Annotated in this window: 12 protein-coding genes; 3 read left to right on the forward strand and 9 right to left on the reverse strand. The window is 42.1% G+C overall.

The annotated features are described in order from the left end of the window. Window positions 1-64 precede the first annotated feature (64 nt). From H5125_RS05750 to malQ, 6 genes are all read right to left on the reverse strand, one after another. Window positions 65-1,792 (reverse strand): glycogen synthase, encoded by a 1,728-nt coding sequence (locus H5125_RS05750; RefSeq protein ID WP_101087051.1) that lies wholly within the window; start codon window positions 1,790-1,792, stop codon window positions 65-67. A gap of 9 nt (window positions 1,793-1,801) precedes the next feature. Continuing rightward, window positions 1,802-3,064 (reverse strand): glucose-1-phosphate adenylyltransferase, encoded by a 1,263-nt coding sequence (glgC, locus tag H5125_RS05755; RefSeq protein WP_101087050.1) that lies wholly within the window; start codon window positions 3,062-3,064, stop codon window positions 1,802-1,804. 99 nt (window positions 3,065-3,163) lie between these two features. Next, complete coding sequence (locus H5125_RS05760) at window positions 3,164-5,722, reverse strand: glycogen/starch/alpha-glucan phosphorylase (RefSeq protein WP_101087049.1); 2,559 nt, start codon at window positions 5,720-5,722, stop codon at window positions 3,164-3,166. Then, window positions 5,722-7,821 (reverse strand): glycogen debranching protein GlgX, encoded by a 2,100-nt coding sequence (gene glgX / locus H5125_RS05765; protein WP_259395399.1) that lies wholly within the window; start codon window positions 7,819-7,821, stop codon window positions 5,722-5,724. The genes H5125_RS05760 and glgX overlap by 1 nt, the downstream gene beginning before the upstream one ends. Window positions 7,822-7,880: 59 nt before the next feature. Further along, window positions 7,881-10,118: a 1,4-alpha-glucan branching protein GlgB gene (gene glgB, locus H5125_RS05770; RefSeq protein ID WP_182743749.1), complete on the reverse strand. Its 2,238-nt coding sequence runs from the start codon at window positions 10,116-10,118 to the stop codon at window positions 7,881-7,883. A gap of 37 nt (window positions 10,119-10,155) precedes the next feature. Continuing rightward, the gene (malQ, locus tag H5125_RS05775; protein WP_182743750.1) at window positions 10,156-12,378 is read right to left on the reverse strand and encodes a 4-alpha-glucanotransferase; all 2,223 of its coding nucleotides are present in this window, start codon (window positions 12,376-12,378) and stop codon (window positions 10,156-10,158) included. A 540-nt stretch (window positions 12,379-12,918) separates the two neighbouring features. On the opposite strand from malQ, the gene H5125_RS05780 reads away from it, so the two are divergent. Next, window positions 12,919-13,494, forward strand: coding sequence for a CoA pyrophosphatase (locus H5125_RS05780; RefSeq protein ID WP_162023248.1), 576 nt, complete (start codon window positions 12,919-12,921; stop codon window positions 13,492-13,494). Window positions 13,495-13,575: 81 nt separating this feature from the next. Here H5125_RS05780 and H5125_RS05785 read toward each other — a convergent pair whose 3' ends face one another. Continuing rightward, on the reverse strand, window positions 13,576-13,911 hold the full coding sequence (locus H5125_RS05785; RefSeq protein ID WP_011637624.1) for a hypothetical protein: 336 nt from the start codon (window positions 13,909-13,911) through the stop codon (window positions 13,576-13,578). Window positions 13,912-14,092: 181 nt separating this feature from the next. Here H5125_RS05785 and asnS point away from each other — a divergent pair, with 181 nt between their 5' ends. Beyond that, entirely contained in the window at window positions 14,093-15,493 is a 1,401-nt protein-coding gene (gene asnS / locus H5125_RS05790; RefSeq protein ID WP_101087044.1) for an asparagine--tRNA ligase, read from the forward strand. A gap of 390 nt (window positions 15,494-15,883) precedes the next feature. On the opposite strand, the gene H5125_RS22450 is transcribed toward asnS, so the two are convergent. Beyond that, window positions 15,884-16,090 (reverse strand): Hsp20/alpha crystallin family protein, encoded by a 207-nt coding sequence (locus H5125_RS22450; RefSeq protein ID WP_162024346.1) that lies wholly within the window; start codon window positions 16,088-16,090, stop codon window positions 15,884-15,886. A gap of 592 nt (window positions 16,091-16,682) precedes the next feature. Continuing rightward, a complete protein-coding gene (locus tag H5125_RS05800; RefSeq protein ID WP_162023249.1) occupies window positions 16,683-18,377 on the reverse strand; it encodes a hypothetical protein in 1,695 nt (564 codons plus the stop codon). A 904-nt stretch (window positions 18,378-19,281) separates the two neighbouring features. Between H5125_RS05800 and H5125_RS05805 the strand changes: the two genes are divergently transcribed. Next, on the forward strand, window positions 19,282-20,898 hold the full coding sequence (locus H5125_RS05805) for a methyl-accepting chemotaxis protein (protein ID WP_101087041.1): 1,617 nt from the start codon (window positions 19,282-19,284) through the stop codon (window positions 20,896-20,898). The last annotated feature ends 58 nt before the right edge of the window (window positions 20,899-20,956 follow it).

The following is a 20,956-nucleotide window of genomic DNA, read 5'->3' on the forward strand; positions in this document are numbered from 1 at the left end:
TACTGACTGTATTTACTGACTGTATTTACTGACGTTGTTTACTGACGTTGTTTACTGACGTTGTTTACTGATCATTATCATTCGCTACATAGAGCTTTGCTAGATATTGCTTCGCGACATCGTCCCAGCTAAATCGCTGTTTGGCGGCATTATGCTTCACCTGTTGCCAAGTATCGCTGCCATATAACGCAAGAACTTGATTAACACGTTCAACCAGGGCTTGTCCTTGTGCAGCTAGCGTTTCACCATTAAACACCCAGCCGCTGACATTATCTGTAATCGTGTCGTTCAGTCCACCCACGCCATGAACCAAACAAGGTTGCCCTGCCCGCATTGCCAGCATTTGACTTATTCCACATGGCTCAAATGAGCTTGGCATTAAAAATAAACTGCCCGATTGATAAAGTTGCTCAGACAATGCTTCATCATAACCGTGTAAAAATAAAAAGTTATCATAACGCGCAGCTGTAGCTTGCAGAACCTTAGCAATATGCAGATCACCACTACCAAGCAACATAAACACCCCGTTGGGTTGTTGTCGCTTTAATGATTCAAGTACCGCTTCTAGTACTGTTTTTGCTGAGGAAAGGCTTTTATCTATTTGCGTTGCACTATACGGTTGCAACAAAATCAACACTTTTTGCTCAGTTAACCGACCTACTGATGTCAGTAAAAACCGTTGTTTGTCATCATCAAACGTTTGGCTATTTACCTCTAACGATCGCAGATGCTCCGCCAATACAGCATGCTTATACTGACTCATTCGCGTGAGCGCAATGGTGTCTAATACACTGACATTATTGGCCTTTGCTTGCCATTTGATAATCGCGTTTTCCGCTTGGTGCAATAACCCTGCATATCCTGTTTGATGATCAACATCATTTAGGGGCTTATCATCATAAACACAACCATTAATGATCCCAACGACATTACCTTGCAGCGCTTTAGTGGCTAAATCTAGCTCTAATCCTTCACCGCCAAAAAAGCCTTTATGATAATCCGACGGCATTAACACTTCACGGGCATAACTGGGCGACACCAAGTGCACTTTATCACTCAGTACTATGCCCATTCGCATTGGATTAATGCAATTGTTGTAACGTGGATCAAATAAGCTTACATCTGCAACTGCATTCAATTTTTCCATGTACTGTGGAAACCAATGGGCAAACGATGAATCATCACCGCTGAAGGGGCGGATCCCCTGCAAAGCCAAATTATGGATAGTGAACACACAAGGCATCGCCTGCAATGCCGAGAACTCCGCCACGCAGCCGCGAAGCATCGCCACCATTGCGGTGTGCCAGTCATGCAGATGCAACACATCGAAACAAGGTAATAGCCTTTTGACAAGGCATGTGGCAACACTCAATGAAAACAAAGCAAACTTGGTCGCATCTTCGGCAAACGGTCTGTCGGCTGAACCATTACAGTAAACCTGACCTTGATGGTTAAACAGCGGATGATCGAATAGATAAATTTGGGCGCCAGTATTATCTTGCTCACCGATATCGACCATTTCGTCTTTGTTTTGCGGCCTAGGCATCCGATACACAGATACCACATGACGCTCACCCGCAAAATCAACTTCAATATCTGCCATATGTACGGCACAATATTGTTGAGCTAAAAAACCATAATTAGGCATAGCGACATCGGCTATCACGCTGCATTGGCCTAATGCGGGTGGCAAGTCGCGGATAACATCCGCCATGCCACCTACTTTAGCGCCGTGCAGTGCATCGTTTTCTGCTGCCACCAGCAGTACTCGCTTTACACTCACAAGAGTCATTTACGGTCCTTATTCGTAACCAACAGGTAAACCCAACATTTTACGAGTTACTAAGGTAATACCTTTTTCGGATACCCTAAAACCTCTTGCCCTGTCGTGATCTTGATTATAACCAATCACCATGCCTTCTGGGATGATACAACCCCGATCTAAAATGGCATTTTGGATTTTACAGTTCTTTAATACCACCACATCGGGTAATAATACCGAGTCTTTTACCGACGAATAAGAACATACCCGCACTTCATCAAACAACACGCTACGTTTAACTTTTGCGCCGGAGATAATACAACCACCGGACACAATAGAATCAACCGCCATACCGCGTCTATCTTCATCATCGAACACAAATTTAGCCGGAGGTAATTGTTCTTGATAGGTCCAAATAGGCCATTTGGCATCATACAAATTCAATGCCGGCGTAGGTGATAATAGCTCCATATTGGCTTGGAAAAATGAATCTAAGGTACCCACATCGCGCCAATAAGCAGGTTCGTCTGGAACAGCACTAGTAAAAGGAAACGCGAACACATTATGCTTTTCTATGATTGCCGGAATGATGTCTTTACCAAAGTCACGGTCTGAGTTTTCGTTGTTCGAATCCTTTTTCAATTGATCGAACAAAAACTTGGTATTAAACACATAATTGCCCATCGAGGCTAAACACATTTCCGGATCGTTTGGTGTCGGTTTAGGCTCAGCCGGTTTTTCTTCAAAGCCAATCACCCGATTAGTGCTATCGACTTCCATTACCCCAAATGCCCCCGCAGCTTCGGCTATCGGCGTTTCTAAACAGCACACGGTCATGTCGGCACCTGATTCTGCATGGGCGGCTAACAAGCCGGCATAATCCATGCGGTACACATGATCGCCAGATAGAATCATCACGTATTTAGGTATTTCATGGCGAATAATATCGATATTTTGAAACACAGCGTCTGCGGTACCTTGATACCAATTACCTGATGTTTGTTGCGACGCCGGTAATATCTCAACCGATTCACCCAATTCCTTCTTAAAGTGGCCCCAACCACGAGTAACATGCCGAATAAGTGAGTGTGATTTATATTGTGTCACCACTCCCACGCGACGAATTCCAGAGTTAATACAATTCGATAATGGGAAATCAATAATCCTGAATTTACCACCAAAATATAACGCCGGTTTAGCGCGCCAGTCGGTTAATTCGTACAACCGAGAACCACGACCACCCGCCAAAATAAGCGCATAGGTATCACGAGTTAAATTACTAATATAACGAACATTACTCATAAGCAGACTCCATTTGACTATCAAAGATAGCCATCAATAAATAAGCATTGATCTACGACTTACTTGTTAACTAAGCGGCATAACACCGCCATCCCTGTATTACTTTTTCATCCAGATTTCGTCGCGGTAACCCGCTATAGTGTTGTCGCTTGAAAAACGCCCGCTTGCGGCGGTGTTTCTAATACTCATTTTTTGCCAACTATCTTGATCAAGATAGGTTTTTGCCACCTGTTCTTGTGCCAAGCAATAACTGTCAAAATCGGCAGCGGTCATCCATTGGTCGTTAGGGTCGACAATCGAGGCAATAATGTTGTCGAAAATACCCGGTTCGACCAAATTGAAATGAGCGCTTTTGAGCATGTCCATCACCCCATGAAGGGCTTTAGAATGTTCAACGATGTGCTGAGGTTGATAATTCATTCGGGCTTGGCTTACTTGATTAGCATCTAAGCCAAATAAGAAAAAGTTCTCATCACCCACTTCTTCAAGCATTTCAATATTGGCACCATCTAATGTGCCGATAGTCAAAGCGCCATTCATCATGAATTTCATGTTGCCTGTGCCTGAAGCTTCTTTACCTGCTGTTGATATTTGCTCAGATAAGTCGGTACCCGGACAGATTTTTTCCATCGCACTAACGTTATAGTTAGGCAGGAAAGCCATACGTAAATACGGCGTCACCAGTGGATCAGAATTGACCATATGGGCGACATTGCTTGCTAACTTAATGATTTGTTTTGCCATGGCATACCCTGGCGCAGCTTTGCCACCAATTAATACGCAACGGGGAACCATATCTTGAGTATCGCCATTTAAAATTCGACGATATAAATGAATAACGTGCAGAATATTCAATAATTGGCGCTTGTATTCATGGATACGTTTTACTTGCACATCGAACATCATCAGAGGGTCAAATTCAATCCCACATTGCTGATGCACAAAAGTGGTTAACACTTGTTTATTCTCGAGTTTTATTTGCGCCCATTCCTTAACAAATGCTTTGTCACTGGTGAAAGCATTTAACGCGGTAAGACGTGATAAATCGTTAATCCACTCATCGCCTAAGCGACGACAAATCAACTCAGATAATTTAGGATTACAATACGCGAGCCAACGCCTAGGGGTGACACCGTTGGTTTTGTTATTAAATTTGTGGGGCCACAGTTGATAGAAGTCATTGAATAACCCTTCTTTAAGTAACTGAGTATGTAACCCCGCCACACCATTAACCGAAAAACTGGCAACAATCGCTAAATATGCCATCCGTATTTGCTGCTCTGGGCCTTCTTCAATAATCGACATGTTGGCCAACTTTTGAATATCTGCGGGCCAATGATGAGCCACTTGTTCAAGATAACGTGCATTGATTTCGAAAATAATTTCGACAATTCGCGGCAACATATTTTTCATCATCGGCACAGACCAACGCTCTAGTGCTTCTGGCAATAAAGTATGATTGGTATACGCCATAGATTCACTGGTGATCGCCCAAGCGGTATCCCAACTCAAGCCATATTGATCAAGTAACAACCGCATTAACTCAGGTACTGCAATGCTCGGGTGAGTATCATTAAGTTGCAACACGTTATGAGTACTAAACTGGCTAAAGTCTTCACCAAATTGACCGACGTAACGGGCCAGCAAGTCTTGTAAGCTGGCAGACGACAAAAAGTACTGTTGTCTTAACCGCAATTCTTTGCCGTTAACACTCGAATCATTGGGGTACAACACCATGGTGATTTGTTCGGCTAGGTTTTTCGTCGCGACGGCTTCAGCATAATCACCTTCGTTAAACTCTGCTAAATCAAACTCGTCATTGGCTTCTGCCTTCCACAAGCGCAGCGTATTAATTCGGCCATTTTTAAATCCTGGGATCGGCACGTCATAAGGCACGGCCAGTACATTTTGAGTTTCCGCCCACACATGGTGTCGATGCCCTTGTTTATCGACATAGGTTTCGGTATGGCCAAAAAAGGGAACGGTCACAATACGATTGGCAATACGGACTTCCCATGGATTACCGTGTCGTAACCAACGGTCCGGACGCTCAACTTGGTAACCATCGACAATTTTTTGCACAAACATGCCATATTGATAACGAATACCGTAACCAGTAACCGACAAATCTAAACTGGCACAACTGTCGAGGAAGCACGCCGCAAGTCGTCCAAGCCCGCCATTGCCTAAGCCCGCATCTTGCTCAACTTGCTCAAGCTCTTCTAAACTAGTCGCGTATTCAGTCATGACTTGTTGCGCATCGGCGGTAATGTCTAAACTCAATAATGCATTACCTAATGCTCGGCCCATCAAAAACTCTAACGACAAGTAAGCCACTTGTTTTTGTTGGTATTGATTATCTTTTATCCGTGTTTGACGCCAGTTATCCAGCATTTGCTCTTTAACACTTTGCGCCACGGCATTAAACAATTCATGTTGCTCATGTTCATCGCGACATAAACCATAACGAATATGTCTGGCTAACGAGGCTGCTAAACTGTCGCAAGGTTCACAAGGCTCTGCATGGGAACTGAGCTGATTATCTGCTGCGGTTTGTGTTGCGACTTTGGTTTTACTACTGGTCTTACTGTTAGTTTTAGCTCGACTGGCACGGGCAGTCGGTTTAGTCGCACTGGCGTTAGTTTTCGCTGTGGTCATCAATTGCTCCTTGTAAACTCGGTATGAAATAACATTAAACTACGGCTGATTAAATTGACTTGCTGACTGGCATCCACCACTGGCTCACTTTCTTGGGTATGCAATAAACAATGCCAATAACGAAAGTGAGGCAATTGCGGTAATGTAAAGGTATGTGGGGACTCATCGACATTGATCATCAACAATAAGGCTTCAGTACTTTCAGCAACGGCGCCAACATCGGCATCACCTAAATTACCGGTTAAAATAACGCTTAAGGTGCGGGTATGATGTTCACACCAATGTGATTTCGTCATCGCTTCACCTTGGCGGTTAAACCACGCTAAACCGTTATCGAATAATGCTTCTGGTTTATGAATAAATGCTTGATGACACAACATCGGAAAGCGTTTACGTAAGGTGATCAACTGAGCGGTAAAATTCACCAACGACCAATCTATTTGCTGCCAGTCGAACCAACCAATCGGATTGTCTTGGCAGTAGGCATTGTTATTACCTTGTTGAGTTTGGCTAGATTCATCGCCAGCCAATAGCATCGGCACCCCCTGAGATAGCAACAAGCACGTTAATAAATTGCGCTTTTGTCGGTTGCGAATGGCATTGATGGCGACATCGTCGCACTCGCCTTCTATGCCATAATTACTGCTACAGTTTTCTTGATGTCCATCGCGGTTGTCTTCACCGTTGGCCAAGTTATGACGATCGTCATAACTGACTACATCATGCAAACTGAAACCATCATGACTGGTGATAAAATTGATACTGGCTGCTGGCCCGCGACCGTTATGTTCAAAAAAGTCACTCGAACCATGAAATCGTTTAGCAAATTCAGGTAACAAACCACTGTCACCGCGCCAGAATTTGCGCATAGCATCACGGTAACGGTCATTCCATTCACTGAATGCCACAGGGTAATTGCCTAACTGATAACCACCAGGTCCAATGTCCCATGGCTCAGCAATCAATTTCACTTTACACAGCACAGGATCTTGAGTGATGGCGTCAAAAAATCCACTTCCTGGGTCAAAGCCATAGGCTTCTCGTCCAAGGCAACTGGCTAAATCAAATCTAAATCCATCCACGCCCATCACTTCAACCCAATAGCGCAGCGAATCCATTACCAGCATCAGTACTTGGGGATGATTAAGATTAAAGGTGTTACCACAACCGGTATCGTTAATGTTAAAACGCTTATCATTGGGTAATAAACGGTAGTAACTGGCATTGTCGATCCCGCGGAAACCATACGTTGGCCCTAAATGGTTACCTTCTGCAGTATGGTTAAATACCACATCCAAAATGACTTCAATGCCGGCTCGATGAAGTGTAGAAACCATCAGCCTAAATTCAGCAATGTCATCCGATGCAGACAAATAAGCGCTGTGCGGCGCCATAAAAGCAATACTGTTATATCCCCAATAGTTATTGAGGCCCTTTTCAATTAAAAATGGCTCATCAAAAAAACCATGCACGGGTAATAGCTCTATACAGGTTATGCCTAAGTTTTGTAAATAATCGATGATAGGTTGGCTCGCTAAACCTGCAAAGGTGCCTTGTTGCTCGCTGCTGACCTTGGGATGCTGTTGGGTAAACCCTTTTATATGGGTTTCAAATATAATGCTGCGCGCAAGGCTAATATTGAGCGGCTCAATTGGAATATCATTGACAAAGCCGCAATCAATAACCTGTGCTTTAGGCACATATGGCGCACTATCTTGGGTATCAAATGACAAATCTTCGTCCCTGGCTTCAATGTCATAACCATAAAGCGCAGGATGATATATCACCTCGCCCACCAGCTTTTTTGCATAGGGATCGAGTAACAATTTATGATGATTAAAGCGATGACCTAATTGAGGTTGATATGGGCCAAAGACACGATAACCATACAATAGCCCTGCTTGTGCATCAGCAAGATGACAGTGCCAAATTTGTCGAGTTTGATCGCTCATGATGTATTGCGCGACCTCAACTTCTCCAGTGGCATCAAAGATACACAATACGACTTGAGTAGCATGCGCCGAAAACAACGAAAAATTCACCCCGTTATCATCGAGTGTCGCCCCTAGTGGATAAGGATAACCGCTGGTCATATCCATAACATGCCCCTGTAAAGTTGAAACCATAGTGTCTGTACCCACTTATTCCGTCGACTCATCTAGCTTTCTGGTTCGTCAGTTCGTTCGTCCAGTTCTGGAGCCCAAATGCTGCAACCTAACGGAGGGACAGTAATGACAATACTGTGTGACATGCCCTGCCATGGCGTCGCTTGAGCTTCACAGGGATTATCATTGACGACGTGACTGCCGCCATAGTGACGATGGTCGCTGTTGAGCATTTCGCTGTAGCATTGCTCCGCAGGTACACCCACTCTGAAATCGTGATAAACCTGTGGAGACATGTTGACCACAATCACGACATGTTGTTGCTTATCCATGCCAAAACGACAAAATACTAAAATGTTATTTTCAGCATTGTTGCAGTCGAGCCATTGGAAACCGTCGCTATGATGATCACGTTGATATAAGGCCGGATATTGTTGATAGCATTGATTGAGATCGCGCACCCAATCTTGCACACCTTGATGTGGTGCATAGGTTAATAAATGCCAGTCGAGGCTCTGGTTATGGTTCCATTCGTTGCGCTGGGCAAACTCGTTACCCATAAACAACAGTTTTTTGCCCGGATGGGTCCACATAAAGCCATAATAAGCGCGTAATGTGGCGAACTTCTGCCAGTCATCACCAGGAATTTTATGCAGTAACGAGCCCTTACCGTGAACCACTTCATCATGACTGAGTGACAAAATAAATTGTTCGGTAAAGGCATAAACTAAGCTAAAAGTGAGCTCTCCATGGTGATAACGCCTAAAAAGGGGATCGCAACTGATATAACGAAGTGTGTCGTTCATCCAGCCCATATTCCACTTAAAGCCGAATCCTAAGCCATTATTACTGGTGGCTTGTGTCACCCCAGGCCATGCGGTGGACTCTTCAGCAATCATGTTAATACCAGGAAAACACTGATACATACGTGCGTTTAATTCTTGCAGAAAGCTGATTGCCTCAAGATTTTCACGGCCGCCAAACTCATTGGGGATCCATTGATCAGCTGTACGGCTATAATCGAGATAGAGCATTGACGACACAGCATCAAGGCGTAAGCCATCAAAATGAAATTCATCTAGCCAGTAATGCGCATTACTGTATAAAAAACTGCGCACTTCCGCGCGGCCATAGTTATAAATTAAGGTATCCCAATCCGGATGTTCGCCTTTACGGGGATCGTCATGTTCATATAAGCAACTGCCGTCAAACCGTACCAAACCGTGAGGATCGCGAGGAAAATGAGCTGGCACCCAATCGAGTAACACCGCAATGCCTTGCTGGTGGCATGCATCGATAAAAGCTTTAAGGCCATTGGCATCACCAAAGCGATACGTCGGCGCAAATAACCCCACGGGTTGATAACCCCAAGAGCCATCGAACGGATATTCACTGATTGGCATTAGCTGTAAATGGGTAAAGCCCATTTCTTTGATATAAGGCACCAACTCGGCTATTAGCTGCGAGTAATCGGTATAATCTTGGCCGTCATCCCCGTTGCGGCGCCATGAGGCTAATTGCACCTCATAAATAGACATAGGTTGTACATGTGGTTGATGACTTGCCCGTTCTGTTAACCATTGACTATCTTGCCAGTCATAGCCTTCTACTCGAGGTATTTTCGACGCATTATGAGGTGACGGTTGCATGGCGACCGCATAAGGATCGGACTTAATAACTTGATTGCCATGCATATCGCTAATGGCATATTTATAGTGCTGATCGGGTTCAACCTCGGCAATGAAAATATCCCACAGCCCACTGGCTGGATGATGACGCAACACATGGCGCTTATTGTCCCATAAATTAAAATCACCAATCACCGCAACTTGCTTAGCATTTGGCGCCCAAACACAAAAATGAACCCCTTTTACATCGTGATGTTCACGCCAATTAGCGCCTTGAAAATGGTATGTTTGCAGCTGGCTTCCTTCGCCAAATAAATACACATCGTCAGGATTAAGTAGACTGTCAAATTGATATGGGTCGGTGATAAGCTGCTCACACAACGGATATTGCACCCGTAATAGATAAGCAAAATGGTTAACTCTGCGGCCCATTTTACCGGCAAATAAACCTTGTTCATTAACTTGCTCAAGCGTCGCCACTTTACGTCGATCTTTAGCATTCAACACATCAACACTGAGCGCACCAGGTATTAAGCAACGAACAACCAGCGCTTTATCATCATTAACACTGTGCATACCAAGCAGTGAAAACACATCGGTGTACTCACCATTTAATAAGGCCATTTCACTACCTTGTTGAAAATACGGGGTCGCTACTGTCATATTTAATGATCCATTAATGAGCAAGTTTATCGGATGACTATGTGTTTACTGCACTTGTGTTAACTGCACTGGCGTGAGTTCGGGACTTTCGCGCCGATGCTATCGCTTCAAGACGTTGCTGCACTTTAGGGCTTTGGGACATTTGTTTGATAGACAGGGGTAATCGGCGTTGCCAATTAGGGAACTCTTTCCAAGTACCGGGAATATTTACCCCGTGTTTATCAGCGACTAAATCACTTAATTGCACACTAAATAGTTGTGCATTGCCCTTAGCAGCAACGCGTATCCAAGCCAACAACACACTATCAAAATCTAATTGTTCGGCTGATGTCATGGGGGTTGGTAGCTCAAATGCTTGTTCGCGGATAAGCAAGTCAATCAATTGCTGTTTTTCTTGCTGACGCTGGTCCATGACCTGATGTAACTTGTCATCGGTTTCAATCAATTCAAGTTGACGTCGTAGGCGTAAATCCGCAGCAAACCACCACGCAGAAAGTGTCGGTACATCGTGATTAGCCAACATCATCAGGCTTTGACGTTTATAGTCTTGTGGTGGTTTGAACCCATTATGGTCTTTACAGAAATAAAATAATTCATTTGATAAAATGCCCGCTTGGTGTAAACACGACACAATCTCTGGTGGTACTATGCCTAAATCTTCGCCAATTACGATGCAACGAGCACGCTGGCTTTCTAAACAAACAATGGCGAGCAAGGTGTCCAGCGGATAATATACATAGCAACCTTTACCAAGTTCTTCATGCAGAGGCCACCACCACAAACGTAGTAATCCCATAACATGATCAATTCTCAGCGCGCCGCAGCTTTGCATATTACTGCGAACCAATTGGATAAAATGGCTAAAATTATGTTGCTTTAATTTCACCGGATCGAATGGGGTTAAGCCCCAATTTTGGCCTTGCTCAGCAAAAGGATCTGGTGGTGCGCCGATACTGGCGTTATCACAAAACAAATCTGCATTGGCACTAATTTCAGCGCCATGACTCACCGCACCTACGGCCAAATCACGAATAAGCCCAATACTCATACCGCATTGTTTTGCATTCAACTGACAAGCTTGTAATTGTTCATCGGCGACAAATTGCAGATACAAATAAAAGCCAACATCTTGAGTGAAATATTTAGATGCTAATTCCACTTCGACGGTAACAAACTGCATCAACGCAGCTTCATCTTGTACAAAAAACTCTTTATAGGCCTTGTATCTTGGGGTTTCTAGCTTGATGTGGTGAGAACAAAATATTTGATACATTTTCTCGAATGCTGCGTATTTAAGACTGTGCACTTCATCGTAATTAATAAGATGTGCTTGATTCAGTACTAACCTTTTTTGCTGCCATTTTTGTGATGATAACTGCCCATTAAGGGCTTTATATTCATGAACGGCTTCTATTTGTATGTACAAGGGGTTTAACCGACGGCGGTCTGTTGGACTGTATGGACTGGGGTTATCTGGCTGGCTTATGTCTACTGCATGTAATGGATTGAGAAGAATAAAATCAGCACCAGCATGGGCAGCGTACTCAATAAGCTCAGCTAAATTGCCAAAATCACCAATGCCCCATTGCGCATCATTACGCAATGCATACAGTTGCGCATTAAGCCCCCAAGATTGCTTACTGTTGTTAAGTGGTTGCACTAGGCGACCTTGATAAGCCGTAGACGGTGCAACCATCAACTGTCCATGTAAGGTATCTTTATGCTGAGGATCGTTAATAAACGCTAAATCGAGTTGGTGATAACCTAAATGTAATTTAGCTTTATCAAGTATTAAACGATATTGGCAATAACGTTGATCATTAATATGATATTCGCCAGCAATAACACAATCACTCACATCGGCATTCACCGAAATTGTGTCAATATTTTCACCGCTGATGGTCACCACAAACTCAAATGAATAATGCTCTGGCAGATAGATATCAACATGAGGCTTATCAATAGTACACCACTGAAAACCATGTAGCGGTACCAACCAAGGCTGTACATCGAGTTGCTCTATTCTGGCGTCTATCTTTGGTGGTGATAAATGCTGCTGAGTAAAAGCCTGTACATCGAATAGTTGCTGGTCAGGCTTATTCATACCATGAAGGTGCTCATGTTGATCAAACGACGATTGCAACAACATTGTGGTTAAAATGCCCTGCCTGTCCTTAGCAGGTATGTGAACAAGATTACCGAAACAATCGATAAACTCTGCCCCAACGCCTTGCAAATATAGCAACTTCTCTAGTCCCATATTTGTCTTCCTCGCGATAATTAACTGCATTAATTCCAGCAGTTACCATGCCAGTTCATCATAACAAATTGACGACAGATTAATTGCAGTAAGATGACAATGGCTATTCATTAAAAATCATATAGTTACTAAAGAAAGGTTAAGATTGTATTGCTCGTTTAATACGCTTGTTTTAAGTTTGTTTTTTGCACAAAAATAGTGCACAACAATCAAATCAGTGCATATTATCTATGGATTTCAAGTGGAAGCGCCTTAAAAAGAGGCAGTTGATATCATTGCTATTATGATTTTGTATTGCCAATAGCTTAAGTCTTAAAACTGCTCTGGCTCAATTACCCTATGTAGATGTTTAAGCCTTATAACGCCACTGTTAACAGTGATGCTTGTTACTGAAATAGAATAGCCAATTAATACTTCTGTTATGCTAGCAGTATCGCTATTGTCAGCGGTGGGGTGATAATCTCTTCGTTCCAAAGTACCACGCAGGGTTGATTCCAGATCACAACATCCCTTGTCATTAACAGGATACACACGTAATAAATGAATAAACACGAATTCACTTTGCGCTACAACTTACATTGTTTGCGTTCGACAATTGCTTCTGCGCCCCCGTCGTACCTTGGCCGCGAAGCCGCGGTATTAATCCCTGTGATCGAAATAGAGCAACAATTACATATTATTTTAACCCGACGTCCGATGCATTTACGTCACCATCCTGGGCAAATTAGCTTTCCTGGCGGCAAAGTTGAGCCAAATGATATTAATGCCATCCACACCGCGCTGCGCGAAGCTCACGAAGAAATTGGCTTATTGGCAGATAATGTGGATATTTTAGGTGTGTTTCCAGCTCATAAAACCTTTACTGGTTTCGAGATCACCCCTGTCGTGGCAATGATAAAGCAGCCATTTGAACTGGTTCTCGATCCCGGTGAAGTGGATGATTGTTTCTCAGTACCATTGAATTTTTTTATTGAGCGCAGTAACCGTCATAAAATGTTTCATTATCGCCACGGCGCACATTATCAAGTGCACTTTATGCCATTTGAAGACAAATTTATTTGGGGGGTAACGGCAGCCATCATAGATTTACTGTGCCACCATATAGCAGATAACTAATCACTGTAGGCGCATGACGTAAACAGCCAATTGATGGTTGATTAGCTTAGAACTATTATTCCAAGCATCATCAGCGTTATTTTACACCACGTAACGAATATACAAACCGGCTGCGAGTGATACCAAAAACAACAATGGAATATTGACCCAAAAACCAATTCGAGTGGTGGCTTTTGCATAAAAGTTTACCAGCAAATTCAAAAAGCTGACCCCAGCACACCACCATATTAAGTATTCTAATTTAATGGTTAACTCAGGGTCCCAGTTTAATCGTACCGATGCGCCTTTACTCAAAAAATAACCTACCGCACGATCAGGTCTGGCTTCGCCAAAAATAATCAATGCATAAATGGCTAAGCTCCAGCCTAATAACGACAAAACGGTCAATACAACCTGTATAATTCCTAAACGAGACATGGCCTTTCCTTGGTTTACGAGAGAATATAAAGGCTAATTAGCCATATATTTAACCGACATACTCAAAAGTATCACATTAATCACCCTAGAATAGCGTTTTCAGCTTGAGAAAAGCCACCAGCAAGGTAAGATAAACCCCAATTTTATATTTATATTCTATACGTTGGAGAATAAAGCAACAATGAGCATTGCATCTGTCGCTTCTGTATTTAAAGGTGAACACGCCGTTGGTTCGCAAGTCACTGTCCGTGGCTGGGTAAGAACTCGTCGTGATTCAAAAGCGGGTATCTCTTTCTTGGCCGTGTATGACGGTTCATGTTTCGACCCTATTCAAGGTGTCTTGCCTAATAGCCTAGCCAATTACAATGACGATGTATTGAAATTGACTGCTGGCTGCTCTGTCGTAATGACGGGTGAAGTAGTTGCCTCTCCTGGCGCTGGTCAAGCATTTGAATTACAAGTCACTGAAATAGTGGTTACGGGTTTTGTAGACGATCCAGATACTTACCCAATGTCGGCCAAACGCCACTCTATTGAGCATTTACGTGAACTTGCCCATCTACGCCCACGTACTAACATTATTGGTGCCGTAGCTCGTGTACGTAACTGTTTATCGCAAGCGATTCACCGCTTCTATCACCAAGAAGGATTTATCTGGGTATCTACCCCGTTAATTACCGCTTCTGACTGTGAAGGTGCGGGCGAAATGTTCCGTGTGTCAACACTAGACATGGAAAATCTACCTCGCACTGCTGATGGTAAAGTCGATTACGATAAAGATTTTTTCGGTAAAGAATCATTTTTAACCGTGTCGGGTCAGTTAAACGCTGAAACTTATGCTTGTGCGTTATCGAAAGTATATACTTTTGGCCCAACGTTCCGTGCTGAAAACTCAAACACCACTCGCCACCTTGCAGAATTCTGGATGGTTGAGCCTGAAGTGGCATTCGCAACGTTAGATGATGCGGCTGAGTTAGCGGAAAGAATGCTTAAATTCGCGTTTAGCGCAGTGCTTGAAGAACGCATGGATGATTTAAACTTCTTTAACGAACGTGTTGATAAAACCGTTATCGAACGTTTACAAGCATTCGTTAGCAGTGACTTTGCTCAAGTGGATTACACTGATGCGGTTGAAATCCTTAAAAACTGTGGTAAGAAGTTTGAATTCGCAGTTGAATGGGGTATTGATTTACAATCTGAGCACGAACGCTACTTAGCTGAAGAGCATTTTAAAGCGCCTGTTGTCGTTAAGAACTACCCGAAAGACATTAAAGCTTTCTATATGCGCTTAAACGATGATGGCAAGACTGTTGCAGCAATGGACGTATTGGCACCAGGTATTGGTGAGATTATCGGTGGTGCACAGCGTGAAGAGCGTTTAGACGTGCTTGATATGCGTTTAGCTGAAATGGATTTAAGCCAAGAAGATTACTGGTGGTATCGTGACCTACGTCGTTATGGCACCGTACCTCATTCAGGTTTTGGTTTAGGTTTCGAGCGTTTAGTGTCGTATGTTACTGGCGTTAACAACATTCGTGATGTTATCCCATTCCCACGCGCCCCACGTTCAGCCAGTTTCTAATTATCTCGATAATATGAAATGACATAAACGCGCCATTTGGCGCGTTTTTTATTAGCTTTAATTTTTATGTGAAATAGAAATCGTCAATATTTATCCACCAAGAAGCACAATCGGCATTTAGAAGACATCTCCTTCCAAAGTTGTGGTTTAGCTTAGCAATAAAAGAAGCCCGTTAAATGACTAGGCTCCTTATTAGACATTATCTATCGATTATCTTAACATTAAGATTAAGGTGCAGTTAATACATACATTTTTATGTTGCAGCTAACAATCGCTTAAGCTTATCTTTCACATATTTCTAATTATAAGATCGGTATTTTTTGCTTTCCGCTGCTTTGCCATTCACTTTTGGTACTTGAAGATGAAGCACTCCATTTTTAAGTTAGGCTTTTATATTAGCTTCATTTGGTCTGCTCTCAAGGGTAAACTGCGCACATACTTACCAGAGCGACGTTCTTTTCTGATCACACGCTCATTTTCTTCGGCTGTAGTTGCCTCGATTGTGAGCAAATCTCCATCAACCGTAACGTGAATATCTTTTTTATCTACGCCAGGTAAATCTGCACTAATTTCATAGTGCTCAGCCTTATCATTAATATCTACTCTGGACTAAAAAATCCAACCCCCCTTATGCCTTCGATGCTAGGAGAATAGAAACTCCAGAAAATATTAACCATATCAGATAGTTAATTTACAGAAGTTAAGTTTATAATAAAATTTCCTTTCAGAGGTGATCAGTTCATTAAGATGATTTCGTCTCGTAATCTACATGGCGAAATCTGGTGTTTCACCTGTCAAGTTTAGCGGTCAAATAACGGACTCACCATAATGTAGATCAGCTCTCGACTATTAATGTGACATAAACACACATCATTATTTATGTTGATTATTTCTTCCTCCATCACATTTAAACCTTATAGATTAATCGCTTCTTCAGTCAATAAATCTGGTTAAATATGATGCTGTGTTAGGCGTACACTTCATAAAGGAATACAGGATTTAAATGAAAGTAAGACTCTGACCCATAATTAGTTTTTACTGGATTAGTGTATAGCTTAAGGACCAAAGGGAAAAGATATGCTGATTTTTAAGATCAGAAAAATGAGGGAACAATTTGAAAATAAAAAAATGCCGCTCACCTTAAGTGAACGGCATTAAACAAATTGTTAGCATTTAGACTCATTAAAAATTAATTTTGAGTAATAGCCGCTGTATTACCTGCACCACCACTTTGTGTAATTGACGCAATGTCACCCATACCATTCTGGGTGATAGAGGCTACGTTATGAGCAAGAGCTGCACCGAAACCTGATTGCGTAATAATGCCATAGTTATCAGAGCCATTTTGCGCAATAACTGCATCATTGTACTCGCCACTAGACTGGTTGACCCAACCTTCATTGTTTGCACCGGTTTGATCAATATCCGCAGTTCCAAAATCACCAAACTGGCTTACATCAGCAATGTTTTCAGATGCTGTTTGATAAACATTGGCCATGTTACCTTCACCGCCTTGATCGACTGTAGTACTTTGAGTCATACCATCTTGTAATATTGTCGCACTTCCACCAATTGAGCCAGTCTGTGTGACATTAGCCATCAACATAGAACCAGGACCTTGGTCAATATCAACCATTGAACCAGAAACAGCAGATTGCGCGACTATTGCGCTAGAATCTGCAGCTTGATTTTGAGCTACATTAACATCGCCTGATTGGCTGGCATCAAGTTGAGTAATTGTTACAACTGAGTTATCCGATTCATTTAATTGAGTCACTACAACTACGTTACTGTCACCATTTTGAGTTACGCTTGCTGCAGCCATATAAGAAGTATCTTGGTTAATGTTTACATTGTTCAAGTTACCATCAGTAATAATAGTTGCTGAAGCAGGCTCATGAAAACCGAACCCGTACTGGCGTATGGTTGATGTATTGTTGTCACCTGTAACATTCACAGAAGCGGTACTGTCGTTAACATGCTCCTGGTTTACTGTTGCGTTGTTAGTGTTACCATCTTGTGAAACCGTTAAACTAGTATCAAATACGTGCTCTTGGTAAGTAGTCACATCATTATTGCTACCATTTTGAGTAACAGTTGCTGAAGCATTACTACTAAAATCTGTTTGCGTAACCAAAGCAGTATTAAAACTACCGTTAGTTTGAGTTACCGAAGCAGTACCAACACTGAAACTGTTTTGATTAATAGTTGCGTTTGAGTCGGCTGAATTATTCTGTTTAGCTGTAGCATCAGAGCCATCAGTAGTTTGTGTAATCCACACTTCTGAACGTTCAGAGCCGTTCATTTGTTCAGCATCTGCCGTGTTGTTATTACCCGTTTGGACAATCGTGGAAAGCGCATCGGTAGAAGTATCTTGATCTGAACTCGCAACGTTACCATTCCCGGTTTGGGTAATACTTGAACCGGCAGGATTATGAATACCAAAACCATACTGTCTGATGTCGGCATCATTACTATTGCCGTCTTGCTGTACAGTGGCAGAAGTATCATTTACGTGTTGCTGATCAACGTTTGCAGTATTAGTTAAACCATTTTGGTTAACTTCAGCCGTTGTGTTAGTCATGTGTACTTGATTAATAGTCGCAGTATTTGCTTGTACTGTTTGATTGATAATCGCACTTGAGCTATCGACGCCACCTGTTTGTGTGATATTCGCAGTTTGTGCATCGCCTACTTGGTCAATAGATGCATTACTATTAGTCCCAGTATTGGTGGTAATATTTGCAGTGTGATTAGTGCCAGCTTGCACAGTTGTAGCTGTGTTACCAGAACCGCTCTGAATAGTCGTTGCTGAGCTGCCTGCTGCGTGAGCTGTACCGAATACCATTGCAATCGCAGCGGCTAGTGGAAGTAGTTTTGTCATCAGTAATATCCTTAAAAATAATTTAGAGATTTACGAGTCATAAATTGACCTGTTAAATCATCCCAATGTAATGATGTTGTCCTGAGCAACATTCTTATTCCAGGAAGAATAATGAATGCGCGATTACTAAATACTGGAGCTCTTTATCTTCACCTCTACCATAAAGATTGAACGCTCCAAACAACTTTCACCATGCAACTTACGCAAGCTATTTTTGCACAGTGAACGGTTTCTTAATCCTGCTTAACAATAAATGGGTTAACTTGCGTTAACGTGAATGATTATGGGTTGATAACATCATTTCAACATCCAGCTAAGGTATTAAAGCTCACCCTCAACAGGCTAGTTTTCGAAACAAGCCCCCCCTCATAAGTATTAGTCCTCATAGAGTCAGCTACAAGCCAATGACACCTTAAGGTATTAATAAATATGATCTTTAATTGCATTAACACTATTATAATGATGCGTTAAAAACTCAAACCATTTTGTTTTACTAATTGTTTAAATAACTTTTATCCTGTAGTCGGTATTTAAATGAATAATTTAAGATAACTAGAGAACTCCTTACATCACACTCTCAATGGACATTAATCGTAATGGCTCGCAATTAAATATAGAAACCAAGCATTGTTATTTTAATTACTTTTCCAACTCGATTTAACACCCCAAGCATCTGATTATAAAAAGGAATGCATTAAAAGCTGTTATAAAATTAACCTATGCTTTTTCTGTCTGAAATAAATAGCTGAAAATAATAAGTGTGACCATAACCAAAAGATGACTATTAAATACTTTATATATCTGACATTGGTCCAAATAACAGCTACCAGTTAATGACATAAATTATCCCAATCGTTATTCTTATAACGTCGCTAGCCGTAATGCTTACATCAAGGATATTTCTATGAATATAAAGTTCTCAATTAAGAGAATGCTCCAAATTACCATTATGCTAACGTTAACTGCGTTGACACTATTAGCTTGGGTTATGAGTGTTCAGCAATCACGTATACATGTAAATGTTAAACATGAAGAACAACAAGTTAATGCCATATTTGCCTTAAAAGATACTCGTTATTTTGTCGTGCAAATACAGCAATTTCTAACAGATGTCGGTGCAACAAAAAGTGATGAAGCAAAGTCAGAAGCACTCGAAAGTAAGCAAAGCGCCCTAGAACATATTGAAAAATTGATTCAATATGCTCCTGAATTTACCGTTCAGGCACAAAACATTAAACGCCAAGTTAATTCATTACATGATTCAGGCATAAAAATGGCTGATGCTTATTTGACTCAAGGAACTGATGCCGGCAATTTATTAATGAAAAGCGCTGGTGGTTTTGATGATGCGGCTGGCGATTTAGCTGATAACTTGGATCTATTGGCTCAAAAACTCGATCAGCAATTTATACTCACCGTTAATGAAACTCTCAGGGCAACCACTACCGCTGCTAGAGTGCAATTATGGGGAAGCATTGGCATAGGATTGTTTATAGTGATCATTATGATAGTGCTATACCAACGTATTTTAACACCACTTAAAAAACTTGATGATTCAATGCGCAATGTGGCCTCTGGCGCCAAAGATTTAACCGCAAGGTTAGATGATAGCAGTGATGATGAAATTGCCAAAGTTGCCGCCAGTTTTAATGCGTTTGTTGGTAATATTGGCGAATTAATTACTGACTTTAATCATAATACCCAACAATTAGGTACAGCAAGCGACCAATTAACTTCGGCTAGTAACGAAACGTTGAGTGGGATGCAACGACTACAAAGTGAAACTGAACAAGTCGCTACCGCTATGAATCAAATGCAAGCCACCGTCATTGAAGTTGCCAATAATGCAGAGTTAGCCGCTCAAGCAGCTCAAGAATCTGATGCACAAGCACTGCATGGTGACAACATTGTCAAGAAAACGATTACTTCGATTGATCATCTTGCTAAAGGGGTTGAACAAGCCGCTAATGCACTCTATCAATTGCAAAAAGATGCCGATAATATTGGCACTATCTTAGAAGTCATTCGAGGCATTGCAGATCAAACCAACTTACTGGCTCTGAATGCTGCGATTGAGGCTGCGCGTGCAGGAGAGCAAGGACGAGGTTTTGCTGTTGTCGCTGATGAAGTGCGCACCCTAGCAAAACGAACTCAAGATTCGACTAACCAAATTCAGCAAATGATTGGCCAATTACAATCAGGCGTAAAAGGAGCCGTGACAGTAATGGCATCGAGTCGAGAGCAAGCCATTAACAGTACGGAGCAAGCGGCGCAAGCTGGTGATGCGCTAACCAAAATTACTCAGTCTGTGGCGACAATAGCCAATATGGCGACTCAAATAGCGACCGCAGCAGAAGAACAAACTGCAGTAAGCGATGAAATTAATCGTAATATTGTCAATATTAGCGATGAAGCTCGTTTGACAGTGACCAATGCCCAGCAATCAAATACTGCCAGTATCCAAGTTGGTCAGTTATCACAACAGTTAAGAGCTCAAATTGGTCAATTTAAAATCAATTAACTGACGCTACAATGTCATCTAGAGAACATTCTCAGCCAGTTTTTCATATTTTCATTGA

The sequence above is a fragment of the Shewanella sp. SR44-4 genome (assembly GCF_014163715.1).
In the GTDB taxonomy this organism is placed as follows: Bacteria; Pseudomonadota; Gammaproteobacteria; order Enterobacterales; family Shewanellaceae; genus Shewanella.

Bases quoted from the DNA above. Each gene is read 5' to 3' on its own strand.
- H5125_RS05750 (WP_101087051.1), bottom strand. From the start codon at position 1,792: ATGACTCTTGTGAGTGTAAAGCGAGTACTGCTGGTGGCAGCAGAAAAC.
- glgC (WP_101087050.1), bottom strand. From the start codon at position 3,064: ATGAGTAATGTTCGTTATATTAGTAATTTAACTCGTGATACCTATGCG.
- H5125_RS05760 (WP_101087049.1), bottom strand. From the start codon at position 5,722: ATGACCACAGCGAAAACTAACGCCAGTGCGACTAAACCGACTGCCCGT.
- glgX (WP_259395399.1), bottom strand. From the start codon at position 7,821: ATGGATATGACCAGCGGTTATCCTTATCCACTAGGGGCGACACTCGAT.
- glgB (WP_182743749.1), bottom strand. From the start codon at position 10,118: ATGACAGTAGCGACCCCGTATTTTCAACAAGGTAGTGAAATGGCCTTA.
- malQ (WP_182743750.1), bottom strand. From the start codon at position 12,378: ATGGGACTAGAGAAGTTGCTATATTTGCAAGGCGTTGGGGCAGAGTTT.
- H5125_RS05780 (WP_162023248.1), top strand. From the start codon at position 12,919: ATGAATAAACACGAATTCACTTTGCGCTACAACTTACATTGTTTGCGT.
- H5125_RS05785 (WP_011637624.1), bottom strand. From the start codon at position 13,911: ATGTCTCGTTTAGGAATTATACAGGTTGTATTGACCGTTTTGTCGTTA.
- asnS (WP_101087044.1), top strand. From the start codon at position 14,093: ATGAGCATTGCATCTGTCGCTTCTGTATTTAAAGGTGAACACGCCGTT.
- H5125_RS05800 (WP_162023249.1), bottom strand. From the start codon at position 18,377: ATGACAAAACTACTTCCACTAGCCGCTGCGATTGCAATGGTATTCGGT.
- H5125_RS05805 (WP_101087041.1), top strand. From the start codon at position 19,282: ATGAATATAAAGTTCTCAATTAAGAGAATGCTCCAAATTACCATTATG.